This is a genomic window from Sporosarcina pasadenensis, from assembly GCF_047228845.1.
GTDB lineage: Bacteria > Bacillota > Bacilli > Bacillales_A > Planococcaceae > Sporosarcina.
In genome coordinates this window covers 18,424-35,550 of sequence record NZ_JBFEGM010000014.1, presented here as the reverse complement: position 1 = coordinate 35,550, position 17,127 = coordinate 18,424, and the positions used below count along the sequence as shown (strand labels likewise).

Here is a 17,127-nt window from a genome sequence, read left to right as displayed (position 1 = left end):
GGGGAGAATCTTAAGGGGGAGTGAGGAGAAATATGAAGAAATTCTTAAGATGTGGGTTGGCTAGCTTAGCAATTGACCGTCGTTCAGGCGGTTTGGGACGTGCTTCGGGCGATCGTGAGCGGGGTTCAGGCGGTTGTCATCGAGGTTCAGGCGATTGGTAGCCAATTTCAGGCGGTCGCTGTCGAATTCAGGCGAATGTCGGCCAACTTCAGGCGCTCACATAGGGATTTCAGGCGGCTTAATCTATCATTAATAAAAAAACAACGCTTTCATCAAGCGTTATTTTTCAATATAATATGCATTTCTATGTTGTCCTTTCATGATAAGTCCCGAGTTCTTCAAAAGCCTTTTGGCAACATCCGGATCAGTTAGATACGAGAAATTTCTAAATTCCCTATTTGTAATTTTATTATCAAGTAACATAAACCACTCTTCAAGTAACTTTCTATGCGAATTAGATGCTTGATATTGGCACTTCTTACAATTCCATTTCCTCCGATACCACGCCATTCCACGATAACTACAGTTCGGACAAATAATTCCCGGCAAAACATCATCAGCAATAATATCCATCGTTTTCACAAGTGGAAAAGGATTGTATTCATCATGCATTCCAATCATTTCATTCGCCAGATTATGTATTTCATTTTGCCGAAGAATCTCCTTATCAAGATTGGTTTTATATAACAGAATAGGAATATCATGTGTAAACACTACTGGTTTATCTGGAGTCTCAAGTATTGTTAACTCATTTGTATATGCAAGTGCGACGACCCCGTTTATTGGAATATCAATACCTCTTACTTGCAGCCACTTGCGCAAGAAAATCTCCTTTCTTTCAAGCTCAGTAATAGGGCTTTGAATAATTTTCCTTTCAACATTCTCATGAATAAATTGAGTTGGATTGGATTTTACAATGATTTTGCCAGCCAAGTTCTTAATCTCAAATATAATGATATAGGACGGAGTTATCAGTACAGAATCCATTTGAAAATAAACTCCATTTTGTTTTAGACAGATATCATGCAACAACGCGTATGGATATGATGGCCGAAAATCACTAATGTTCCTGTCAAAGTTTCCCTCTCCACTAAAACCGGCGGCTCTTCTCCTTATCTCCTCTTGGATGTCCAGGAAATGAGGATGAGAAGGTGACAATCTTTGAATTAAAGCTTGTAAGCCAACTAGCTTTAAGGGTGCAGATCGAACCTTATAAAGCAACTTCTTCACCTCAAAATTATCATACCAACAAACTAAACAGTTGACAAAATGTTCAAAAATCAAATTTGACGGTGTTTTGCCTTTTTTTTATTACTCTTATTCCAAAAAAGTGCATAGGTATACGCTTTGTTATTTTTGAAAAATCGAATTTGCCATTTCCTAAAGTTTTTTCATTGTGATTCCCTAGCATGCAGACTATGGTCATGTCCTTCTAAGCTAGGCAAACATCGTTTAATGTTCAGGCGGTTGTGCAGCTATATCAGGCGGAATACTAAACACTTCAGGCGCTCACATTGTCAGTTCAGGCGGCCGGCAACGATTTCAGGCGGTTGCGGCCGTGCTTCAGGCGGTCGGCGGCGGAGTTCAGGCGGTATTAACGACTTTCCAGGCGGTTAACCATAAAAAACACCCGGACCACATTCGTGGACCGGGTGTTTAGGCAAAGCTTAATCTTCATCTACAGACTTCGGTTTAACTGCGGTCGGCTTTGGTGTACGAAGCTCTTCCGCCAGATTATCGAGGCTTGGACGTAGGTTGTTCTTCCCGACGTAGCTCTCCATCATTTCCTTCACGTCGATGCCTGAAGAGGCTTTCAACGATTCTTGCAATGTCGCCATGAGGTTCGTTGCGTACGATGTCACTTTGTTGGCACCGCCGCCTTCACCCCCGCCTGTGTCGACAACTGTAATCTTATCAATATTCGAAAGCGGGCTTGCAACTTGCTTCGCGTATTCCGGAATCATGCGGACAATCATATCAAGCACAGCTGCTTGGCCGTATTGTTCGAATGCTTCCGCGATTTTACGCTTCGCTTCCGCTTCTGCGAGACCTTTCAAGCGGATAACATCTGCTTCCGATTCACCTTGCGCACGTTGTGCATCAGCTCTCGCCAAACCGTCAAGGCGGATTTTTTCAGCTTCCGCAGCAGCACGCGATTCAATGCGGTACTTTTCTGCTTCCGCTTCCGCCATTTGACGGGATTTGTCCGCCGCTGCATTTTGTTCGATCGCATAGCGGTCAGCGTCCGCTTTCTTCTTCACTTCGGAATCGTATTGTTTCTCACGTCGTAGAATCTCTTTCTCTTCCAATTCGATCTGCTTTTGACGCTCGATGATTTTGACTTGCATCTCTTGCTCCGTAACTTCCTGCTTCGCACGTGCCGATTCCAGCTCATACGCTTGGTCGGCGCGCGCTTTTGCGACATCTTGCTCGCGGCGGTAGTCAGCGACTTTCAACTGATTTTCCTTCTCCGCTTCCGCGATTTCAGTCGCACGCTCGATTTCCGCTTTTTGCGCTTCCTTCGATGCTTCAGCGTTCTTAATACGCGTTTCTTTTTCAGCTTCCATTGTGGCAATATCGGCATCGCGTTTCACTTGGGCGATACGCGGTTTACCGAGTGAATCCAAGTAGCCGTTTTTATCGCGGACATCTTTAATTGTGAATGAAACGATGATAAGCCCCATTTTAGCCAAGTCTTGTGATGCAACACGCTGCACTTCCTGGGAGAACTTATCACGGTTCTTATAAATCTCTTCGACCGTCATCGATCCGAGAATGGAACGCAAATGCCCTTCCAGCACTTCCTTCGCTTCATTTTCGCGGTCGGCTTTCGATTTTCCTAAAAACTGCTCTGCCGCCGTCGCGATTTCAGAAATCGATCCACCGATCTTAATGATGGCAGTTCCGTCGGCCATGACGGGAACACCTTGTTCCGTGTACACTTCAGGAGTCGTCACTTCCAATTTGCTTGAAAGCAAGCTGAGCGGTTCCGATTGCTGGAACACCGGGAAGACGAATGTTCCCCCGCCACGGATGATCTTGATCCGGTTGCCCGAGTCATCCGTATGTACGTTTTTCGTTCCTAAATAACTTCCCGTGACGATTAGCGCTTCATCCGGCCCGACTGTCTTATACTTTGAAATATAGACGAGTATGACAGCCAGCAAAATGAACACGACAATTCCGATGACAATAAACAATCCTGAAATCCCTGCCATTCTAATTCCCCCTTAATTGATTGGTTTCGCATTGATTACTTGAAGCGGAAAGGTTCATACTCCTTGACGATGAACGTCCCTTCCTTCACTTCGATGATTAAAACTTCTTTTCCGTAGTCGATCGCTTTGTTTTCATAACCCGCAGCCCTTTTCGAAATGATGCCATTCACCGTTTCGATGATGATTTCGCCAAAGCCGTCGACCGGTACCGGTACGATGACTTTGCCGACCTGGCCTGTGAGTGATTCATCTGTGTAGGCAAGCGATACTTCCGCGGATTTCAATGGAAGGAGAACGAAGAAATATAGAAGGAAGTCCAATGCGGTCGCCGCCCCAAGTGCAATGATCAAGATCAGCAAATGATTCCATTCTGTCGTTAACTCCAAAATATAACCGACTGCAGATGTAAATGAAATGAATGCAAGAATGACTGCGGGATCCAAAAGCGGACTCGCATCACCTATTCCTTCTGCAATGTCACTGAAGAAAATGTACAGCACGGTTGCCAATCCCCCGAGGATAAGCACGGTCAAATAGACATTGATAACCGGCATTCCGAACACTTCCATCCTCTCACCTCGCCTTCTTCTATTTGAATTCTACTATACATACGACTCATCAGGAATAAAGTTTCAATATTTTTGGAAATAAATTTAAATCTTCTTAACATAATATTTCAGTCAAATGATAACTTTTCCAAAGAAATCAGCATCTATATCTGTACTTATTTTTGCTTTTTTTTGCTATGATAAGACTACTAAAAATTGATTCCGGAAACGGATGGAGGCCTAAAAAATGTTCAGTCCACGTAAAACCGATCCTTTTTTCGCAGCTCTTTTGGAGATTGCTGAGCACGTTCAAGAAGCGATGCATTATGCGCATGATTATAAAGTGACGTCTGTAGCAGATTTAAAAGAAGTGAGCATCAAGCTGAAGGAGTACGAAACATCGGGGGATGATTTAATTCATGACCTAATCTCCAAGCTCAATATTTCGTTTATGACGCCAATCGAACGGGAAGATATATTACAATTGGCCATTAAAATGGATGATATCTTAGATGGCATCGAACATTTCGCAGCAAATCTGGAAATGTTCTCACTTACTGAAATTGATGAATATGTCCAGAAGTTCATGGACAATATCGTGAAAAGCTCCGATGAAATCGTCAAGGCGATGGAGCTGTTGGCGAAGAAGAAGCTTGTCCAAATGCGGGATCATGCCGTTTTGATCAAAGAATACGAGCGCATTTGCGATGAAGTCCTTCGCACGTCAATCAAACAGCTGTTCATCCGCGAAAAGGACCCGATTCGCATTATTCAATTCAAGGATATTTATGAGCTGCTGGAAGAGATTGCAGACCATTGCCAGGACGTGGCGAACACACTCGAAACAATCATCATGCGAAACGCGTAAGGGGTAGCAATTATGGATATGGTACTGTTTCTCACGATTGCAATCGTTGTTTTTGCGCTTGCCTTCGATTTCATCAATGGATTCCACGACACCGCGAACGCCATTGCGACTTCGGTTTCGACGCGCGCATTGAAACCACGGACAGCCGTCTATATGGCTGCAATCATGAATTTTATCGGCGCATTGACGTTTACAGGAGTTGCCAAGACCATTTCCAAGGATATTGTCGATCCGTTTGCGTTGAGTAACGGATCGCTCGTCATTTTGGCAGCTCTTACTGCTGCGATCGCCTGGAATTTGATCACTTGGTATTATGGCATTCCGTCAAGTTCATCGCATGCGTTGATCGGTTCGATCGCTGGCGCAGCCATTTCAGCTGCAGGGATCGGCATTTTAAATTACGGCGGTTTTATCAAAATTATGCAAGCCCTGCTCATTTCCCCGTTCATCGCCATTGCGGGCGGGTTCCTTATGATGTCGCTCTTCAAGGTGTTGTTGAAGAACCGGAATCTGTTCAAGGCTAATAAACGGATCCGCTATTTGCAAATCGGAACAGCAGCTCTACAAGCTTTTACGCACGGGACGAACGATGCCCAAAAAGCGATGGGGATCATTACGATGGCATTGATCGCAGCGCAAATGCAGACGGGCGACGACATCCAGCTTTGGGTTCGGATTGCCGCGGCAACAGCGATGGGACTCGGGACATCAATCGGCGGGTATAAGATTATCAAGACGGTCGGCGGAAAGATCATGAAAATTCGGCCTGTCAACGGAGCCGCAGCCGATTTGAGCTCCGCGATGATAATTTTCGGCGCGACGCTTATCCATTTGCCTGTCAGCACGACGCACGTAATCTCTTCCGCCATCATGGGAGTCGGCTCTGCGCAACGTGTTAAAGGCGTCAAATGGGGAGTCGCGAAAAAAATTGTCCTCACTTGGGTAATTACAATGCCAATTTCGGCTGCTCTTGCCGCAATTGTGTATCAAATTTTGAACTTATTTTTCTAAAAAGAAAACTTTTCACTTGCATTGCCAAAAAACCTCTGTTATGATAAAGAAGAATTATTTTTGTTCGGCGTGATGGTCACGATTTTTACGCTTGACCGCTTCAAGACTTGAGCAAGGATAGTAACACAATGTGTGCTTTGCACACGAGGAGGAAACAAACATGGAACAAGGTAAAGTAAAATGGTTTAACGCAGAAAAAGGTTATGGCTTCATCGAACGTGAAGATGGCGACGATGTATTCGTACACTTCTCCGCTATCCAAGGCGACGGCTTCAAGACTCTTGAAGAAGGCCAAGACGTGACTTTCGAAATCGAACAAGGTCAACGCGGACTTCAAGCTACAAACGTTGAAAAAAACTAATTTGATTTAAACCTTTCAAAACCACTTCCTTCGGGGAGTGGTTTTTTTCGTTCTAAAAGATATCTGAGAGCAGAATTTGGACGTGGGGCGGCTTGTTTTGAGCGCAGGAGCACTCACTTTGGGCGCTGGCCGCTTGCTTTGAGCGCGGGAGCACTCACTTTGGGCGCGGGACGGCTTGCTTTGAGCGCAGGAGCACTCACTTTGGGCGCGGGACGGCTTGCTTTGAGCGCAGGAGCACTCACTTTGGGCGCAGGACGGCTTGCTTTGAGCGCAGGAGCACTCACTTTGGGCGCGGGACGGCTTGCTTTGGACGCGGGAGCACCGGCTTTGGACGCGGAGACAACCACTTTGGACGCGGGGCACCGACTTTGGACGCGCGACCTCCCGCTTTGGACGCGCGGCTCCCCGCTTTGGACGCGATTCTTCTAAATTATTCCTTTGGAAAAGACATTCCCATCCATTTTAGCTATGATAAGGGAATAGATAGACAGAAAGATCAGGGAGGAAGATGTTATGCGCACACTTGCGCGTTTTGTTACGAAGTATTATAAGATGATCACGATTGTGTGGATTGCGTTTTTTATTGCGATGGCTATTTTTGCGCTCCGCTTGCCAGGGCTGCTTGCGGGTGACGGATTCAGGATGGATGCGGAGCATGAACAAGTGATGAAGATCGCTTCAGAGAAATTCGATTTGCCCGCAGAAACGATGTTCGTCGTGTTTGATAAAGTGAGTGACGAAACAATCGCTTCCACCTTGGCGGACATTGAGAATCTAGACCTTGCTTCCGAAGTCGTTTCCCCTCTGGAAAATGAAGAGCAATATACGAACGGTGTTTCATACGCATTGCTTCATTTTGAAAGGAACGGCAAGGACATGTCCACTGTCGTCACCGATATCCGGGAAGCGATCGGGGATAAGAAAGGAATTGTCTTAACGGGACAATCAGCCATTACAAAAGATATTAACAGCGCAAGCCAGCGCGACTTGATGAAGGCGGAAGCAATTGGATTGCCTATTGCGATCATCGTTCTTTTATTCGCCTTCGGGTCGGTCATGGCATCGATGGTCCCTTTAATTGTCGGGGTGGCAACCGTCATCTCCACGTTCGGCGTGTTGGCGTTAGTTGGCGGACAGATGGACTTGGCAATCTTTGTATTGAATATCGTCCCTATGCTCGGGCTCGCTTTGAGCATCGACTTTTCGCTTCTATTCATTAGCCGCTATCGGGAAGAACGATTGAAAAGCGATATACTTGAAGCCGTTGGGACTACAATCCGAACGGCGGGCCGGTCTGTCATTTTCTCGGCATTTTGTGTGTTCATCGGACTCGGCGCAATGTTCATTATCAAAGTGGAGATTTTCCAAAATATTGCACTCGGCGGTATGCTTGTCGTCGGCATGGCAGTTCTAAGTTCAGTGACATTGCTGCCGTCTATTTTGATACTGCTTGGCGACTGTTTAAATAAAGGCCGCATATTGAAAGTGAAGGAAAATGGCTCCGACAGATGGAGGCAGTTTGCCAATGCGGTAATCAAACGGCCCGTCCTCATTACGATTGCAGCACTCGTTTTACTAGGTATCGCTATAATTCCAGTGAAAAATATGGATTTGACGATCCCACAGATCGATTCACTGCCGGCGTCGTATGATACACGGGCTTCGTACGAATTGATGGATGACACTTTCGGGCTTGGTAAGCAATCGAATGTGTACATAGTTGCGGAACGGGACGACGGTTGGTCTGATACGGAAGGCTTGAAGGCAATGAAAGCATTGGAAGAGGATTTAGCCGATGACCCTTTAGTCGACAAACTGACGACCATTTACACTGCAAGTGGAGTCGGGTCCCCTGAAGAGTGGGAACAAGCGACGCAAGTCCCTGAAATGAAGGCAAAGCTTGAACCGCTTCTCGATTCATTCGTGAAAGACAATCAAGTATTGATTCCCGTGACGCTTAAGGCGAAAGGTACGTCCGAAGAAGCGCAGCAATGGGCGCGGAATTGGTCGGAACAAACGGAATGGAATCTGTTGGTGGGTGGTCAACCGAAGTTCAATCAGGAAATTTTCGACGAGATTTTCGGCAATATTGTTTCTGTGCTGACGGTCATTCTCGTGTCGACGTTCATCATCCTGATGATTGCATTCCGCTCGGTGCTCATTCCGTTGAAGGCGATTTTAATGAACATCGTCGGACTGTCCGCGACCTTCGGAATTCTCGTCTACATTTTCCAATACGGACATTTCGGGCTGCATCCCGGAACGATTGCACTCATTATTCCGATACTCGTTTTCAGTCTCGTCTTCGGCTTGAGCATGGACTATGAAGTGTTCCTCATTTCGCGTATGCAGGAGGAATATGCGAACACATTCGATAATGATCATTCGACTGTCGAAGGGCTTGCAACGACAAGCAAGATCATTACGTCCGCGGCTTTGATCATGATCGTATTGACCGGCGCATTCGCGTTTACGGATGTCATGCCCGTAAAGCAGATCGGTGTCGGCATCGCAATTGCAGTCGCCATTGACGCTACAATTATCCGCCTTCTGCTCGTCCCGAGTTTAATGAAGCTGTTCGGGAAATGGAACTGGTGGATGCCTTTCAGAAAAGGTCCTTATAGAGCTGGGAATTGGCATTAAACAAATGCGGAGGACAGCGTTTGGCCACGACAGGCGCTGGAGGTCTTGAAAAAAAGGCGCTTTTTGCCTTTTCTTTCAAGATCGAAGCGACCCGAGAGGCTGCTGTCCGAAGCTGGATGATGAAAATAAAAACTGCCTCGACAACGGAAATCCCGTTTGTCAGGCAGTTTTTTCATATCAAATCCACAATTTCCACGTTCGTATTGACATGTGCATCCTTATCGAATTGTTTAATCATCAGAAAATAAATGATTGCCACTACCGCAAGGACGAAAACGACGAGTCCGATGACTAGCGTTCTTCCCTTCACTCGGATTCACCTCCGCTAATTGTGAAGTTTTCCTCCTTCAAATAATCCGCAGCTTCCCGGTAATCACCGAAGCTTTCCTCCAAATTATAGCCATGATAAACATTGAAGAAACCCTCTTCTTCCAATAACGTCAGCTTCTGGCCTTGTCCATTCACCCATACTTCCTCAAGCGGATCTTCTTCCTCTTCTTTTGTCGACAGCGCGCGAATGGCATCACGGATTATTGCTTTCAATTCCTCTTCCGTCGCTTCACGAATGTTGACGAGTCCGCGCTCATCCGGCTCGTAGCTCGGGATCCCTTCCACATACACAAATCCATTGCCGTTCGGGTGTAGATGCTGGACAACGACGGTTTTGTCGTACAAACTGTCTTCATAATGGTAGTTGAGCCGTTTCATCGACACTTCTTTCCTCGTCAGTTCAGGGAATGTCTCAATGATTTGCTGTTTTTGTTCGAATGTTAGCATGATCTGGCCACTCTTTCTTTGTCAAATGTCTTTCCAGTATACCATTATTCTTCCTTCACCGTCAGACCGAGTGCACGCGCAAAACCGAGCGCCTGCTCTATCGAAACGATGCATCCCGCAATTTTCGGTATAGTCACTTCAATGTGTTCATATGTACTGCTTGATAAATCCACGCCATCCAAATCAGTTTCCGAGAAATTCGCATTGTCGAGCTTACACTTTTCAAACCGCACTTGATTGAACTTACATTCGTAAAAATCGCTATCCATTAAATTGCAGTCAGTAAACTCAACTTCCTTCATCTCTGAAAAGTTGAAGTTCGCATAGCGGGCGTCACTATCTTTCACAAGGAGATGCCCTACATTAGAATTAGCCAAATCCGCTCCCGTCAGCTTCGAATTTACTATTTCGCATCGATGGAACATGACATTCTCCATTTGGACGTTCGAAAAGTCGCAAGTTTGGAATAAAACATCGACGAACTCCACGCCTCTCCAATCACTATTCGCAAAAGACATATCCTTGAATACACAATTATCGAACACGAGACGCTCCTCATCAGCGCCAGTCATTACACCGCCTTCAAATCTCGCTTGTTCAATAAACCTTTCCCGCATCCATATATCCGATGGCCTTAACAGTTCGTGTTCCATCGACAATTTCGGCTTCATTCGCTTGTCCTTTTTCTCCGCCACGTAATCCCTCCTATCGCGTCTTCCATTCAAAGAATAGAATGAGCAGTATGACGACCGAAAACGCCATTATATAAAACCAATTTGGAATCGAACTAATTCCTGTGAACACCTAACCATCTCCTTATCCAGGCGAACTTCAAATCCCGCTTATTACCGTTTGAGTTGAATTTTTCACCGCTTATGGACAGGTTATCACCGCTCACGGCTAGTTTATCACCACTTAAACTAAGTTTATCACCGCTCACGGCGACTTTATCACCGCTTGTCCATTTTCCCCCACACTAAAACCTTCGTACACCCGAAATCACCCGTAAATCAATCGTAATGTGCTTCATTCCCATCGCAAGCGCCTCTTGAATCTTTTCCTCACTTGCATTCCAAGTAAGCGGCGTCATGCGGATTAACGGCGCGAGCAACGTTTCAGGCAATTCGAATTGGTATGTAACCCGTTCCGTCTCGACTGCATCGAACTGTTCTTGGAACCTCGCTACCGGGTCAGCCTCCTCTTTCTGCTGCTTCCCGTCGTAAAAGACTTCCCGTAATTCCTGCAAGTACCCGCTTTCCGGCACGACTTTCACCAACAAGCCGCCTCGTTTCAGCAACCGGTTGAATTCCGCATAGTTCGCCGGTGATAAAATATTCAGGATTGCATCCATACTAGAATCCGCAAAAGGCATGGCAGCGAGATCCGCAACGCTCCAAATGATTCCTGGATAGGCTTTCGAAGCTGCCGTAATGCCCTCCTTCGCCAAATCGATGCCGATGCAGACACTTTCCTTCCCTAGCTGTGAATGAACTGCCTGTAAATGTGTCCCTTCCCCGCAACCCGCGTCTAATACGGCAGGACTTTTAATTTCCGCCAATTGATCTTCCAAACGAGCGGTGATATTCTCAAGTACCGGCTTGAAAAAACCGCTATTCATGACGGCAGTCCTCGCTTCAAACAGCGACTTATCGTATTTCGTAGAATGGGCTTGCGGCGCCAAATTAACATATCCACTCTTCGCCAAATCAAACGAGTGCATGTTCCGGCAGACGAGTCGGGAATGCTCCTCCATTTCCATCACTGCAGAACAGATTGGGCATTTGAATAGCCGTATATTCTTCTCCATCACTAGCGCGCTTTGCATTTTCTTCGTCAATTTCATTTCCGATGCTCCGTTCCAATATTGTTCTACCAGTATACCGCCTTTCCGCCCGGACTCAAACTATCAATAGGTCCCACTGTATCTATCGCACCTTCAGCGGGTACAATAATAGAAAGGAGGCGATTTCCGTGAAGCGGATTTTTCAATTCATCATTTTCATAGTTGCACTTTATCTCGCTAAACCTTTATGGGAAGAGCCCGTTTCGAAATATATCGACCTTTCCTTCTTGAATCCGGTCGACGAAAAGATTGAGAACGTATTGGAGAAAGAGCCGGTCACTTCCGCCATGAACTCTATCCTTAACGCTGCCGATAAAATCTTCCTATATATATCTTCGAAGTCTTCTGAAGTGGAACAGATGATTCCAGACAAAGTGGCCAAACCTATATTGGACAAGCCCGATCACTCCATTATGTCCATCCATAATATCGAGCTTGGAGCAAGCGAAGAACAAGTGAAGGCAGAGCTTGGAGAGCCAAAAAGCTATTCATTGAATGAATACGGCTCAGAGTGGTTCACTTACCATGAGGATTACCAAAATTTCGTCATGATTTCCTTTGACGAAAATTCGAAAGTGAATGCGATCTACACGAACGACGACCTCATTTCCTCAAAAGCCGGGATCCAGTATGGCACACCGAAAGCCGATGTTCGAAAGGCGTATGGCGAACCGCTGAAAGAGATCCGCAAAGGCTTGAACATCTACGTCCTTCAGGAAAACGAAGGGATGGACCTTTTTAAAGCCGGAGGTGCCTATTTGTATGTGTTTTATGATCTTCATCGGAATGAAACCGTGACGGCCATTCAGCTCATCACGACTAAAATGGAGCAGAGAAAAACCGGGATGTACGCGGGCGGGGATGTATCTTTGCGCAACGGGTTCGAGCAGCAACTTTTTGATTTGACGAACGCTGCCCGTGTCCGGCATGGCCGCTCGATATTGCGATGGGATGACAGAATCGCCGAAACGGCCCGCAAACACAGCCGCGATATGGCGATCAATGATTATTTCAGCCACGATAATCTGCAGGGGCTTTCGCCCTTCGACCGGATGAAAGAGGACCATATCAAGTTCCGCAGGGCGGGCGAAAATTTGGCTTACGGCCAGTCAAGCAGCATTTTCGCACATGAAGGCCTAATGAATTCCAAAGGGCACCGGGAGAATATATTAATAAAAGATTACAGCCATCTCGGCATCGGGGTCGCTTTCAACGAAAAATCACAGCCATATTACACGGAGAACTTTTTCCTGCAATGAACTCTTCACGACTATATCTGTCTCTTAAGGGGAATATAAGGAGGAGAATATAGAAAAGGAGGAGTTCGAATGAAAGCTGTTACATTCCAAGGAGCGAAAGATATCCAAGTGAAAAAGGTGGACGCTCCGAAAATCGAGAAGCCCGACGACATTATTGTCAAAGTTACTTCTACGGCCATTTGTGGATCCGACCTTCATATTTATGTAGGCGCCTTGCCGACGCATAAAGGGTATGTCATCGGCCACGAACCAATGGGAATTGTCGAGGAGATTGGACCGAATGTGACGAAAGTGAAAAAAGGAGATCGGGTCGTCATTCCGTTCAATGTGTCATGCGGCCACTGTTTTTATTGTGAGCATGAAATGGAAAGCCAATGTGATAATTCCAACCCCAATCCTCATGTCGATACGGGCGGTTATTTAGGATTCACCGAACGCTATGGAGAGTATCCAGGTGGCCAGGCGGAGTATTTACGTGTTCCTTACGGCAATTTTGCGCCATTTGTTATCCCTGAGTCTTGCGAACTGCCGGACGAGGCGCTTCTGTTCATGTCCGATGTGCTGCCGACCGCTTATTGGAGCGTGGAGCATGCAGGCGTGAAGAAAGGGGATACTGTCGCTGTTCTAGGGTGCGGCCCTGTCGGTTTGATGGCGCAAAAGTTCGCTTGGATGAAAGGGGCGAAACGTGTCATTGCGGTCGACCACGTCCCTTACCGCTTGCGTCACGCCGTCAAGATGAACAAAGTGGAAGCATTCAATTTCGATGACTATGACAATATGGGTGCGCATATTAAAGAAATTACGAGCGGCGGTGTCGATATCGTCATCGATTGTGTCGGAATGGACGGGAAAAAGAATCTAGTGGAGAAGATCGGTCAAAAGATGAAAGTGCAAGGCGGGACGTTGAGCGCTCTAGAAATCGGCTACCAATCCGTGCGCAAATTCGGGACGATCCATCTGACAGGAGTATACGGATCGCTCTACAACATGTTTCCACTTGGGAATATGTTTGAGCGCAATATTACGCTGAAGATGGGACAAGCTCCTGTCATCCACTATATGCCTTTATTGTTTGATAAGATTACAAAAGGGGAATTCGATCCGACGGAAATCATTACCCATGTCGTACCGATGGAGGAAGCATCGGCCGCTTACCATCACTTCTACGAGCATGAAGATGATTGTATCAAAGTGATTTTGAAACCATAAACAAAAGCTAGACGAACACAAAAACCGGTCCACGCACTCATTGCATGGACCGGTTTGGCTTATTTTTTTCCTGTTATGGCGGCGCAGGCAATCCGCGCACCAGAATCCCCTGCTGGGTCCGTCTTATAGTCATCCGCCTTTTCGTGAATGACGATTGCGCTTCCGTCCTTATCGAGGATCGAATTTTCCAGGCCTTTTTTCAACGTGATTTCTGAATTCGTCAACCTCATGGATACTTTGCCGTCTTCGTCGACTTCAATATTCGGCAAATCACCTAGATGAAAGCCTTTCGGATTGTCAAAGCCATGTTCCTTCCCGGTCGGATTGAAATGCGCACCAGAGGAAGTAAAATCCGGCGGAGTACATACGCCGGTTTCATGGAAATGAATTCCATGCGATCCAGGCGGCAAGTTCTCTGCCTGCACATTGATGAGAACACCTTCCGGCTCCTGAACCAATGTCACTTCACCGATTTTCTTTCCTTCCGTGTTCAATATAGGAGAGATAATCGCCTCCATCTTTTCCCCGCTGACAGGCACTTTTTTATTCGCTTTCCCACATCCAGCCACAACGAGAATGACGCTAATAAGCATAACGGCTACCAGTTTGTGCTTCACTATGATTCCTCCTCAACTTTTACTCTCGCCAAGTTTGTCCACTTAAACGGGAATTATGTGTGGAAACTTTTCCCGTCAATTTGTCGACTGAGGTTTTGGACGCGGGAGATGTATGCAATAAAAAACGCTGCTCACTCCAATTTTTTTTGGAATGAACAGCGGGCTTATACATTACGCTAACATTAATTTCTCAAGATCAAGCGGAGCAATATATACTCCATCCTTATAAACTCGCATATTGCCTCCGGAAATTTCGTCGATCAACATGACATTCCCTTCTTCGTCACGTCCGAACTCGAGCTTGATGTCGTATAGCTCAAGCCCCTTCTCCGCAAGCTCTTCCTTCACAACGGCTGAAATCTCCTTCGTCATCGGCTCAAGGACGTCATATTCCTCATTCGTCAAAATACCGAGCTGAGCGAGTGCGTCTTTTGTAATCGGCGGGTCATTGCGGTCGTCATCTTTGATCGTCACTTCGACGAATGCGTCCAATGGTTGTCCCTCTTCGCAATACGCCCCGTAACGGCGCAAGAAGCTACCGACAGCACGGTAACGGCAAATGACTTCAAGTCCTTTCCCGAATACGGTAGCCGGCTTCACAGTCATCGTCGCTGCATCGATATCCGCATCGACATAATGCGTCGGAATCCCTTTATCGTCCAATTTCTCAAAAAAGAACTTCGTCATACGCAAGCCCGATTGCCCCGCACCTTCAATCGTCAATCCTACTGTATTCGCGCCCGGATCAAACACGCCGTCTTCCCCGGTCACGTCATCTTTGAATTTCAGTAACACATTTCCATCTTCCAATTTATAAACGTCTTTCGTCTTGCCCTTATATAAAAGTTCCATGACCACGTTTCCCTTCCATTCGAAAATGTAGTGCCACAATTAGTATAATGCACTTTCATCGGTATAAAAAGAGAAATCTCCACATTCCATTTTCAGGATTTTTCTCTTGTCAGCATTCATGCAACGGGTGTATAATAGCTCGATGAAATCTATGCACAGAGCGAAAGCGAGTGAATGAAGATGGGTCGGAAATGGAATAACATAAAAGAGAAAAAAGCTTCGAAGGATGCGAATACGAGCCGTATTTACGCAAAGTTCGGGCGTGAATTATATGTAGCAGCAAAACAGGGTGAGCCTGATCCCGAGTTGAACCAAAATCTCAAAATGGTCATTGAGCGCGCGAAAACATACAATGTGCCAAAAGCAATCATTGACCGCGCAATTGAAAAGGCAAAAGGCGGCGCCGAAGAAAACTATGACGAGCTCCGCTACGAAGGCTTCGGTCCGAACGGATCAATGGTCATCGTCGACGCGCTAACGAACAACGTCAACCGTACCGCTTCCGAAGTACGTGCAGCATTCGGAAAAAATGGCGGTAATATGGGCGTCAGCGGCTCCGTTGCGTACATGTTCGATGCGACTGCTGTTTTCGGTTTAGAAGGAATGTCTGCAGATGAAGTGCTCGAACTTCTCATGGAAGAAGACATTGAAGTCCGCGATATTTTAGAAGAAGAAGACACGGTCATTGTCTATGCAGAACCGGACCAGTTCCACGCTGTGCAGGAAGCATTGAAAGGTGCCGGCATAACTGAATTTACAGTAGCTGAACTGACGATGTTAGCACAAAACGATGTAGAATTGGACGCTGATTCTCAAGCACAATTCGAGAAAATGATCGACGCATTGGACGACTTGGAAGACGTTCAGCAAGTTTATCATAATGTTGATTTAGGAGAATAAATAAACAGAACCACCAAGCAATCGGTTTTCACGGTTACTAGGTGGTTCTATTTGTTTCTTACTTATTGTTTTGTTCTTTTCCAAGAAGTTCTATTATCTTCTCTAATTTCTTTTCTATTCTCCTATTGCTTTGGATATATTTCTTTTGATTGCCCAGTAAGGAACTTGCAATTAGGGCAATAAAAGCGATTAACAAAATATATAACAGTAATTCCAAAATCATACAGCTCCTCTTCAATACAACTCTCTACAGAAGAAATTCTCCAATCTCTTTAACGTCTATTCCCGCTTTCGCCAAAGCCCCAGGTATCACCCTTGCAAACTCCAATGCTGTCTTCCCATCCCCATGAATGCAGATCGTATCCGCTTTTATCGCGACATCTGCTCCATCCGTCGCGGTCACTTTGCCTTCCTTCACCATCCTGACAATTTGGCCGATGGCAGCTTCATGATCGGTAATCAATGCATTTGCTTCCCGTCTCGACGTCAATGTTCCGTCAGCTTGATAAGTACGGTCCGCAAAAACTTCATGAGCCGTCTTCAACCCGATTCGCTCCCCTGCCCTCACAAGTTCGCTGCCCGCAAGCCCAAAGAGAATCAATTCCGGATCCACTTTATACACAGCCTTTGCAACAGCCTCGGACAATTCCCGATTCACCGCAGCCATATTATAAAGCGCTCCATGAGGCTTTACATGCTGCATCTGCCCTCCTTCAGCCTTTACAAATGCGGACAGTGCACCGATTTGATATACGACAAGATCGAAAGCTTGTTCAACAGAAATCGCCATTTCTCGACGCCCGAATCCTGCCAGATCCTGCAAACCCGGATGCGCACCGATGCCTACTTTATTCTCGAGCGCCAGCTGCACCGTTTTCCGCATCGTCGTCGGATCCCCCGCATGAAAGCCGCAAGCAATATTCGCAGAAGTGATTGTCTCCAATATCGCTTCATCATTCCCCATTACATACGCGCCGAAGCTCTCGCCCATATCACAATTCAAGTCGACTACAAAAGCCAT

At 46.2% G+C, this 17,127-nt stretch carries 20 protein-coding genes; 9 read left to right on the top strand and 11 right to left on the bottom strand.

All coding sequences use genetic code 11. The features are described 5' to 3' along the window. The first annotated feature begins 32 nt into the window (after nt 1-32). Nucleotides 33-161, top strand: coding sequence for a hypothetical protein (locus tag AB1K89_RS15965; RefSeq protein ID WP_413055697.1), 129 nt, complete (start codon nt 33-35; stop codon nt 159-161). 118 nt (nt 162-279) lie between these two features. On the opposite strand, the gene AB1K89_RS15960 is transcribed toward AB1K89_RS15965, so the two are convergent. From AB1K89_RS15960 to AB1K89_RS15950, 3 genes are all read right to left on the bottom strand, one after another. Continuing rightward, nucleotides 280-1,230: a nuclease-related domain-containing protein gene (locus tag AB1K89_RS15960; protein ID WP_413055696.1), complete on the bottom strand. Its 951-nt coding sequence runs from the start codon at nt 1,228-1,230 to the stop codon at nt 280-282. Nucleotides 1,231-1,667: 437 nt separating this feature from the next. Beyond that, nucleotides 1,668-3,218: a flotillin lipid rafts scaffold protein FloT gene (gene floT, locus AB1K89_RS15955; RefSeq protein ID WP_413055695.1), complete on the bottom strand. Its 1,551-nt coding sequence runs from the start codon at nt 3,216-3,218 to the stop codon at nt 1,668-1,670. A 35-nt stretch (nt 3,219-3,253) separates the two neighbouring features. Further along, a complete protein-coding gene (locus AB1K89_RS15950; RefSeq protein WP_413055694.1) occupies nt 3,254-3,787 on the bottom strand; it encodes an NfeD family membrane protein in 534 nt (177 codons plus the stop codon). Nucleotides 3,788-4,013: 226 nt separating this feature from the next. On the opposite strand from AB1K89_RS15950, the gene AB1K89_RS15945 reads away from it, so the two are divergent. From AB1K89_RS15945 to AB1K89_RS15925, 5 genes are all read left to right on the top strand, one after another. After that, complete coding sequence (locus tag AB1K89_RS15945) at nt 4,014-4,634, top strand: DUF47 domain-containing protein (protein WP_413055693.1); 621 nt, start codon at nt 4,014-4,016, stop codon at nt 4,632-4,634. Between the two features lie 12 nt (nt 4,635-4,646). Then, a complete protein-coding gene (locus AB1K89_RS15940) occupies nt 4,647-5,645 on the top strand; it encodes an inorganic phosphate transporter (protein ID WP_413055692.1) in 999 nt (332 codons plus the stop codon). A gap of 160 nt (nt 5,646-5,805) precedes the next feature. After that, entirely contained in the window at nt 5,806-6,006 is a 201-nt protein-coding gene (locus AB1K89_RS15935) for a cold-shock protein (RefSeq protein WP_060205704.1), read from the top strand. A gap of 159 nt (nt 6,007-6,165) precedes the next feature. Then, complete coding sequence (locus AB1K89_RS15930) at nt 6,166-6,435, top strand: hypothetical protein (RefSeq protein ID WP_413055691.1); 270 nt, start codon at nt 6,166-6,168, stop codon at nt 6,433-6,435. 84 nt (nt 6,436-6,519) lie between these two features. Further along, on the top strand, nt 6,520-8,649 hold the full coding sequence (locus AB1K89_RS15925; RefSeq protein WP_413055690.1) for an MMPL family transporter: 2,130 nt from the start codon (nt 6,520-6,522) through the stop codon (nt 8,647-8,649). A 172-nt stretch (nt 8,650-8,821) separates the two neighbouring features. Here the strand turns inward: AB1K89_RS15925 and AB1K89_RS15920 are convergent, their stop codons facing one another. From AB1K89_RS15920 to AB1K89_RS15905, 4 genes are all read right to left on the bottom strand, one after another. Further along, nucleotides 8,822-8,959, bottom strand: coding sequence for a hypothetical protein (locus tag AB1K89_RS15920; protein WP_252504618.1), 138 nt, complete (start codon nt 8,957-8,959; stop codon nt 8,822-8,824). Further along, the gene (locus AB1K89_RS15915; protein ID WP_413055689.1) at nt 8,956-9,426 is read right to left on the bottom strand and encodes a hypothetical protein; all 471 of its coding nucleotides are present in this window, start codon (nt 9,424-9,426) and stop codon (nt 8,956-8,958) included. The genes AB1K89_RS15920 and AB1K89_RS15915 overlap by 4 nt, the downstream gene beginning before the upstream one ends. Nucleotides 9,427-9,470: 44 nt before the next feature. Then, nucleotides 9,471-10,121 (bottom strand): pentapeptide repeat-containing protein, encoded by a 651-nt coding sequence (locus AB1K89_RS15910; protein ID WP_413055688.1) that lies wholly within the window; start codon nt 10,119-10,121, stop codon nt 9,471-9,473. A 281-nt stretch (nt 10,122-10,402) separates the two neighbouring features. Beyond that, nucleotides 10,403-11,269: a putative RNA methyltransferase gene (locus AB1K89_RS15905; protein WP_413055687.1), complete on the bottom strand. Its 867-nt coding sequence runs from the start codon at nt 11,267-11,269 to the stop codon at nt 10,403-10,405. A gap of 128 nt (nt 11,270-11,397) precedes the next feature. Between AB1K89_RS15905 and AB1K89_RS15900 the strand changes: the two genes are divergently transcribed. Next, a complete protein-coding gene (locus tag AB1K89_RS15900) occupies nt 11,398-12,528 on the top strand; it encodes a CAP domain-containing protein (protein WP_413055686.1) in 1,131 nt (376 codons plus the stop codon). Between the two features lie 69 nt (nt 12,529-12,597). Then, nucleotides 12,598-13,737 carry a zinc-dependent alcohol dehydrogenase gene (locus AB1K89_RS15895; protein ID WP_413055685.1) on the top strand — a complete coding sequence of 380 codons (1,140 nt, stop codon included), beginning with the start codon at nt 12,598-12,600 and terminating at the stop codon, nt 13,735-13,737. Between the two features lie 59 nt (nt 13,738-13,796). Here AB1K89_RS15895 and AB1K89_RS15890 read toward each other — a convergent pair whose 3' ends face one another. Both AB1K89_RS15890 and AB1K89_RS15885 read right to left on the bottom strand, forming a co-directional pair. Next, nucleotides 13,797-14,354 (bottom strand): superoxide dismutase family protein, encoded by a 558-nt coding sequence (locus tag AB1K89_RS15890; protein ID WP_413055684.1) that lies wholly within the window; start codon nt 14,352-14,354, stop codon nt 13,797-13,799. 171 nt (nt 14,355-14,525) lie between these two features. Further along, on the bottom strand, nt 14,526-15,206 hold the full coding sequence (locus AB1K89_RS15885; protein ID WP_413055683.1) for a phosphoribosylaminoimidazolesuccinocarboxamide synthase: 681 nt from the start codon (nt 15,204-15,206) through the stop codon (nt 14,526-14,528). Nucleotides 15,207-15,386: 180 nt separating this feature from the next. Between AB1K89_RS15885 and AB1K89_RS15880 the strand changes: the two genes are divergently transcribed. Next, complete coding sequence (locus AB1K89_RS15880) at nt 15,387-16,106, top strand: YebC/PmpR family DNA-binding transcriptional regulator (protein WP_413055682.1); 720 nt, start codon at nt 15,387-15,389, stop codon at nt 16,104-16,106. 58 nt (nt 16,107-16,164) lie between these two features. On the opposite strand, the gene AB1K89_RS15875 is transcribed toward AB1K89_RS15880, so the two are convergent. Both AB1K89_RS15875 and AB1K89_RS15870 read right to left on the bottom strand, forming a co-directional pair. Further along, a complete protein-coding gene (locus AB1K89_RS15875) occupies nt 16,165-16,329 on the bottom strand; it encodes a DUF4083 family protein (protein ID WP_413055681.1) in 165 nt (54 codons plus the stop codon). Between the two features lie 24 nt (nt 16,330-16,353). Then, a complete protein-coding gene (locus AB1K89_RS15870) occupies nt 16,354-17,127 on the bottom strand; it encodes a LamB/YcsF family protein (protein WP_413055680.1) in 774 nt (257 codons plus the stop codon).

Coding starts and splice junctions, on each gene's coding strand:
- AB1K89_RS15965 (WP_413055697.1), top strand. CDS start 33: ATGAAGAAATTCTTAAGATGTGGGTTGGCTAGCTTAGCAATTGACCGT.
- floT (WP_413055695.1), bottom strand. CDS start 3,218: ATGGCAGGGATTTCAGGATTGTTTATTGTCATCGGAATTGTCGTGTTC.
- AB1K89_RS15950 (WP_413055694.1), bottom strand. CDS start 3,787: ATGGAAGTGTTCGGAATGCCGGTTATCAATGTCTATTTGACCGTGCTT.
- AB1K89_RS15945 (WP_413055693.1), top strand. CDS start 4,014: ATGTTCAGTCCACGTAAAACCGATCCTTTTTTCGCAGCTCTTTTGGAG.
- AB1K89_RS15940 (WP_413055692.1), top strand. CDS start 4,647: ATGGATATGGTACTGTTTCTCACGATTGCAATCGTTGTTTTTGCGCTT.
- AB1K89_RS15935 (WP_060205704.1), top strand. CDS start 5,806: ATGGAACAAGGTAAAGTAAAATGGTTTAACGCAGAAAAAGGTTATGGC.
- AB1K89_RS15925 (WP_413055690.1), top strand. CDS start 6,520: ATGCGCACACTTGCGCGTTTTGTTACGAAGTATTATAAGATGATCACG.
- AB1K89_RS15915 (WP_413055689.1), bottom strand. CDS start 9,426: ATGCTAACATTCGAACAAAAACAGCAAATCATTGAGACATTCCCTGAA.
- AB1K89_RS15905 (WP_413055687.1), bottom strand. CDS start 11,269: ATGAAATTGACGAAGAAAATGCAAAGCGCGCTAGTGATGGAGAAGAAT.
- AB1K89_RS15895 (WP_413055685.1), top strand. CDS start 12,598: ATGAAAGCTGTTACATTCCAAGGAGCGAAAGATATCCAAGTGAAAAAG.
- AB1K89_RS15885 (WP_413055683.1), bottom strand. CDS start 15,206: ATGGAACTTTTATATAAGGGCAAGACGAAAGACGTTTATAAATTGGAA.
- AB1K89_RS15880 (WP_413055682.1), top strand. CDS start 15,387: ATGGGTCGGAAATGGAATAACATAAAAGAGAAAAAAGCTTCGAAGGAT.
- AB1K89_RS15875 (WP_413055681.1), bottom strand. CDS start 16,329: ATGATTTTGGAATTACTGTTATATATTTTGTTAATCGCTTTTATTGCC.
- AB1K89_RS15870 (WP_413055680.1), bottom strand. CDS start 17,127: ATGGCTTTTGTAGTCGACTTGAATTGTGATATGGGCGAGAGCTTCGGC.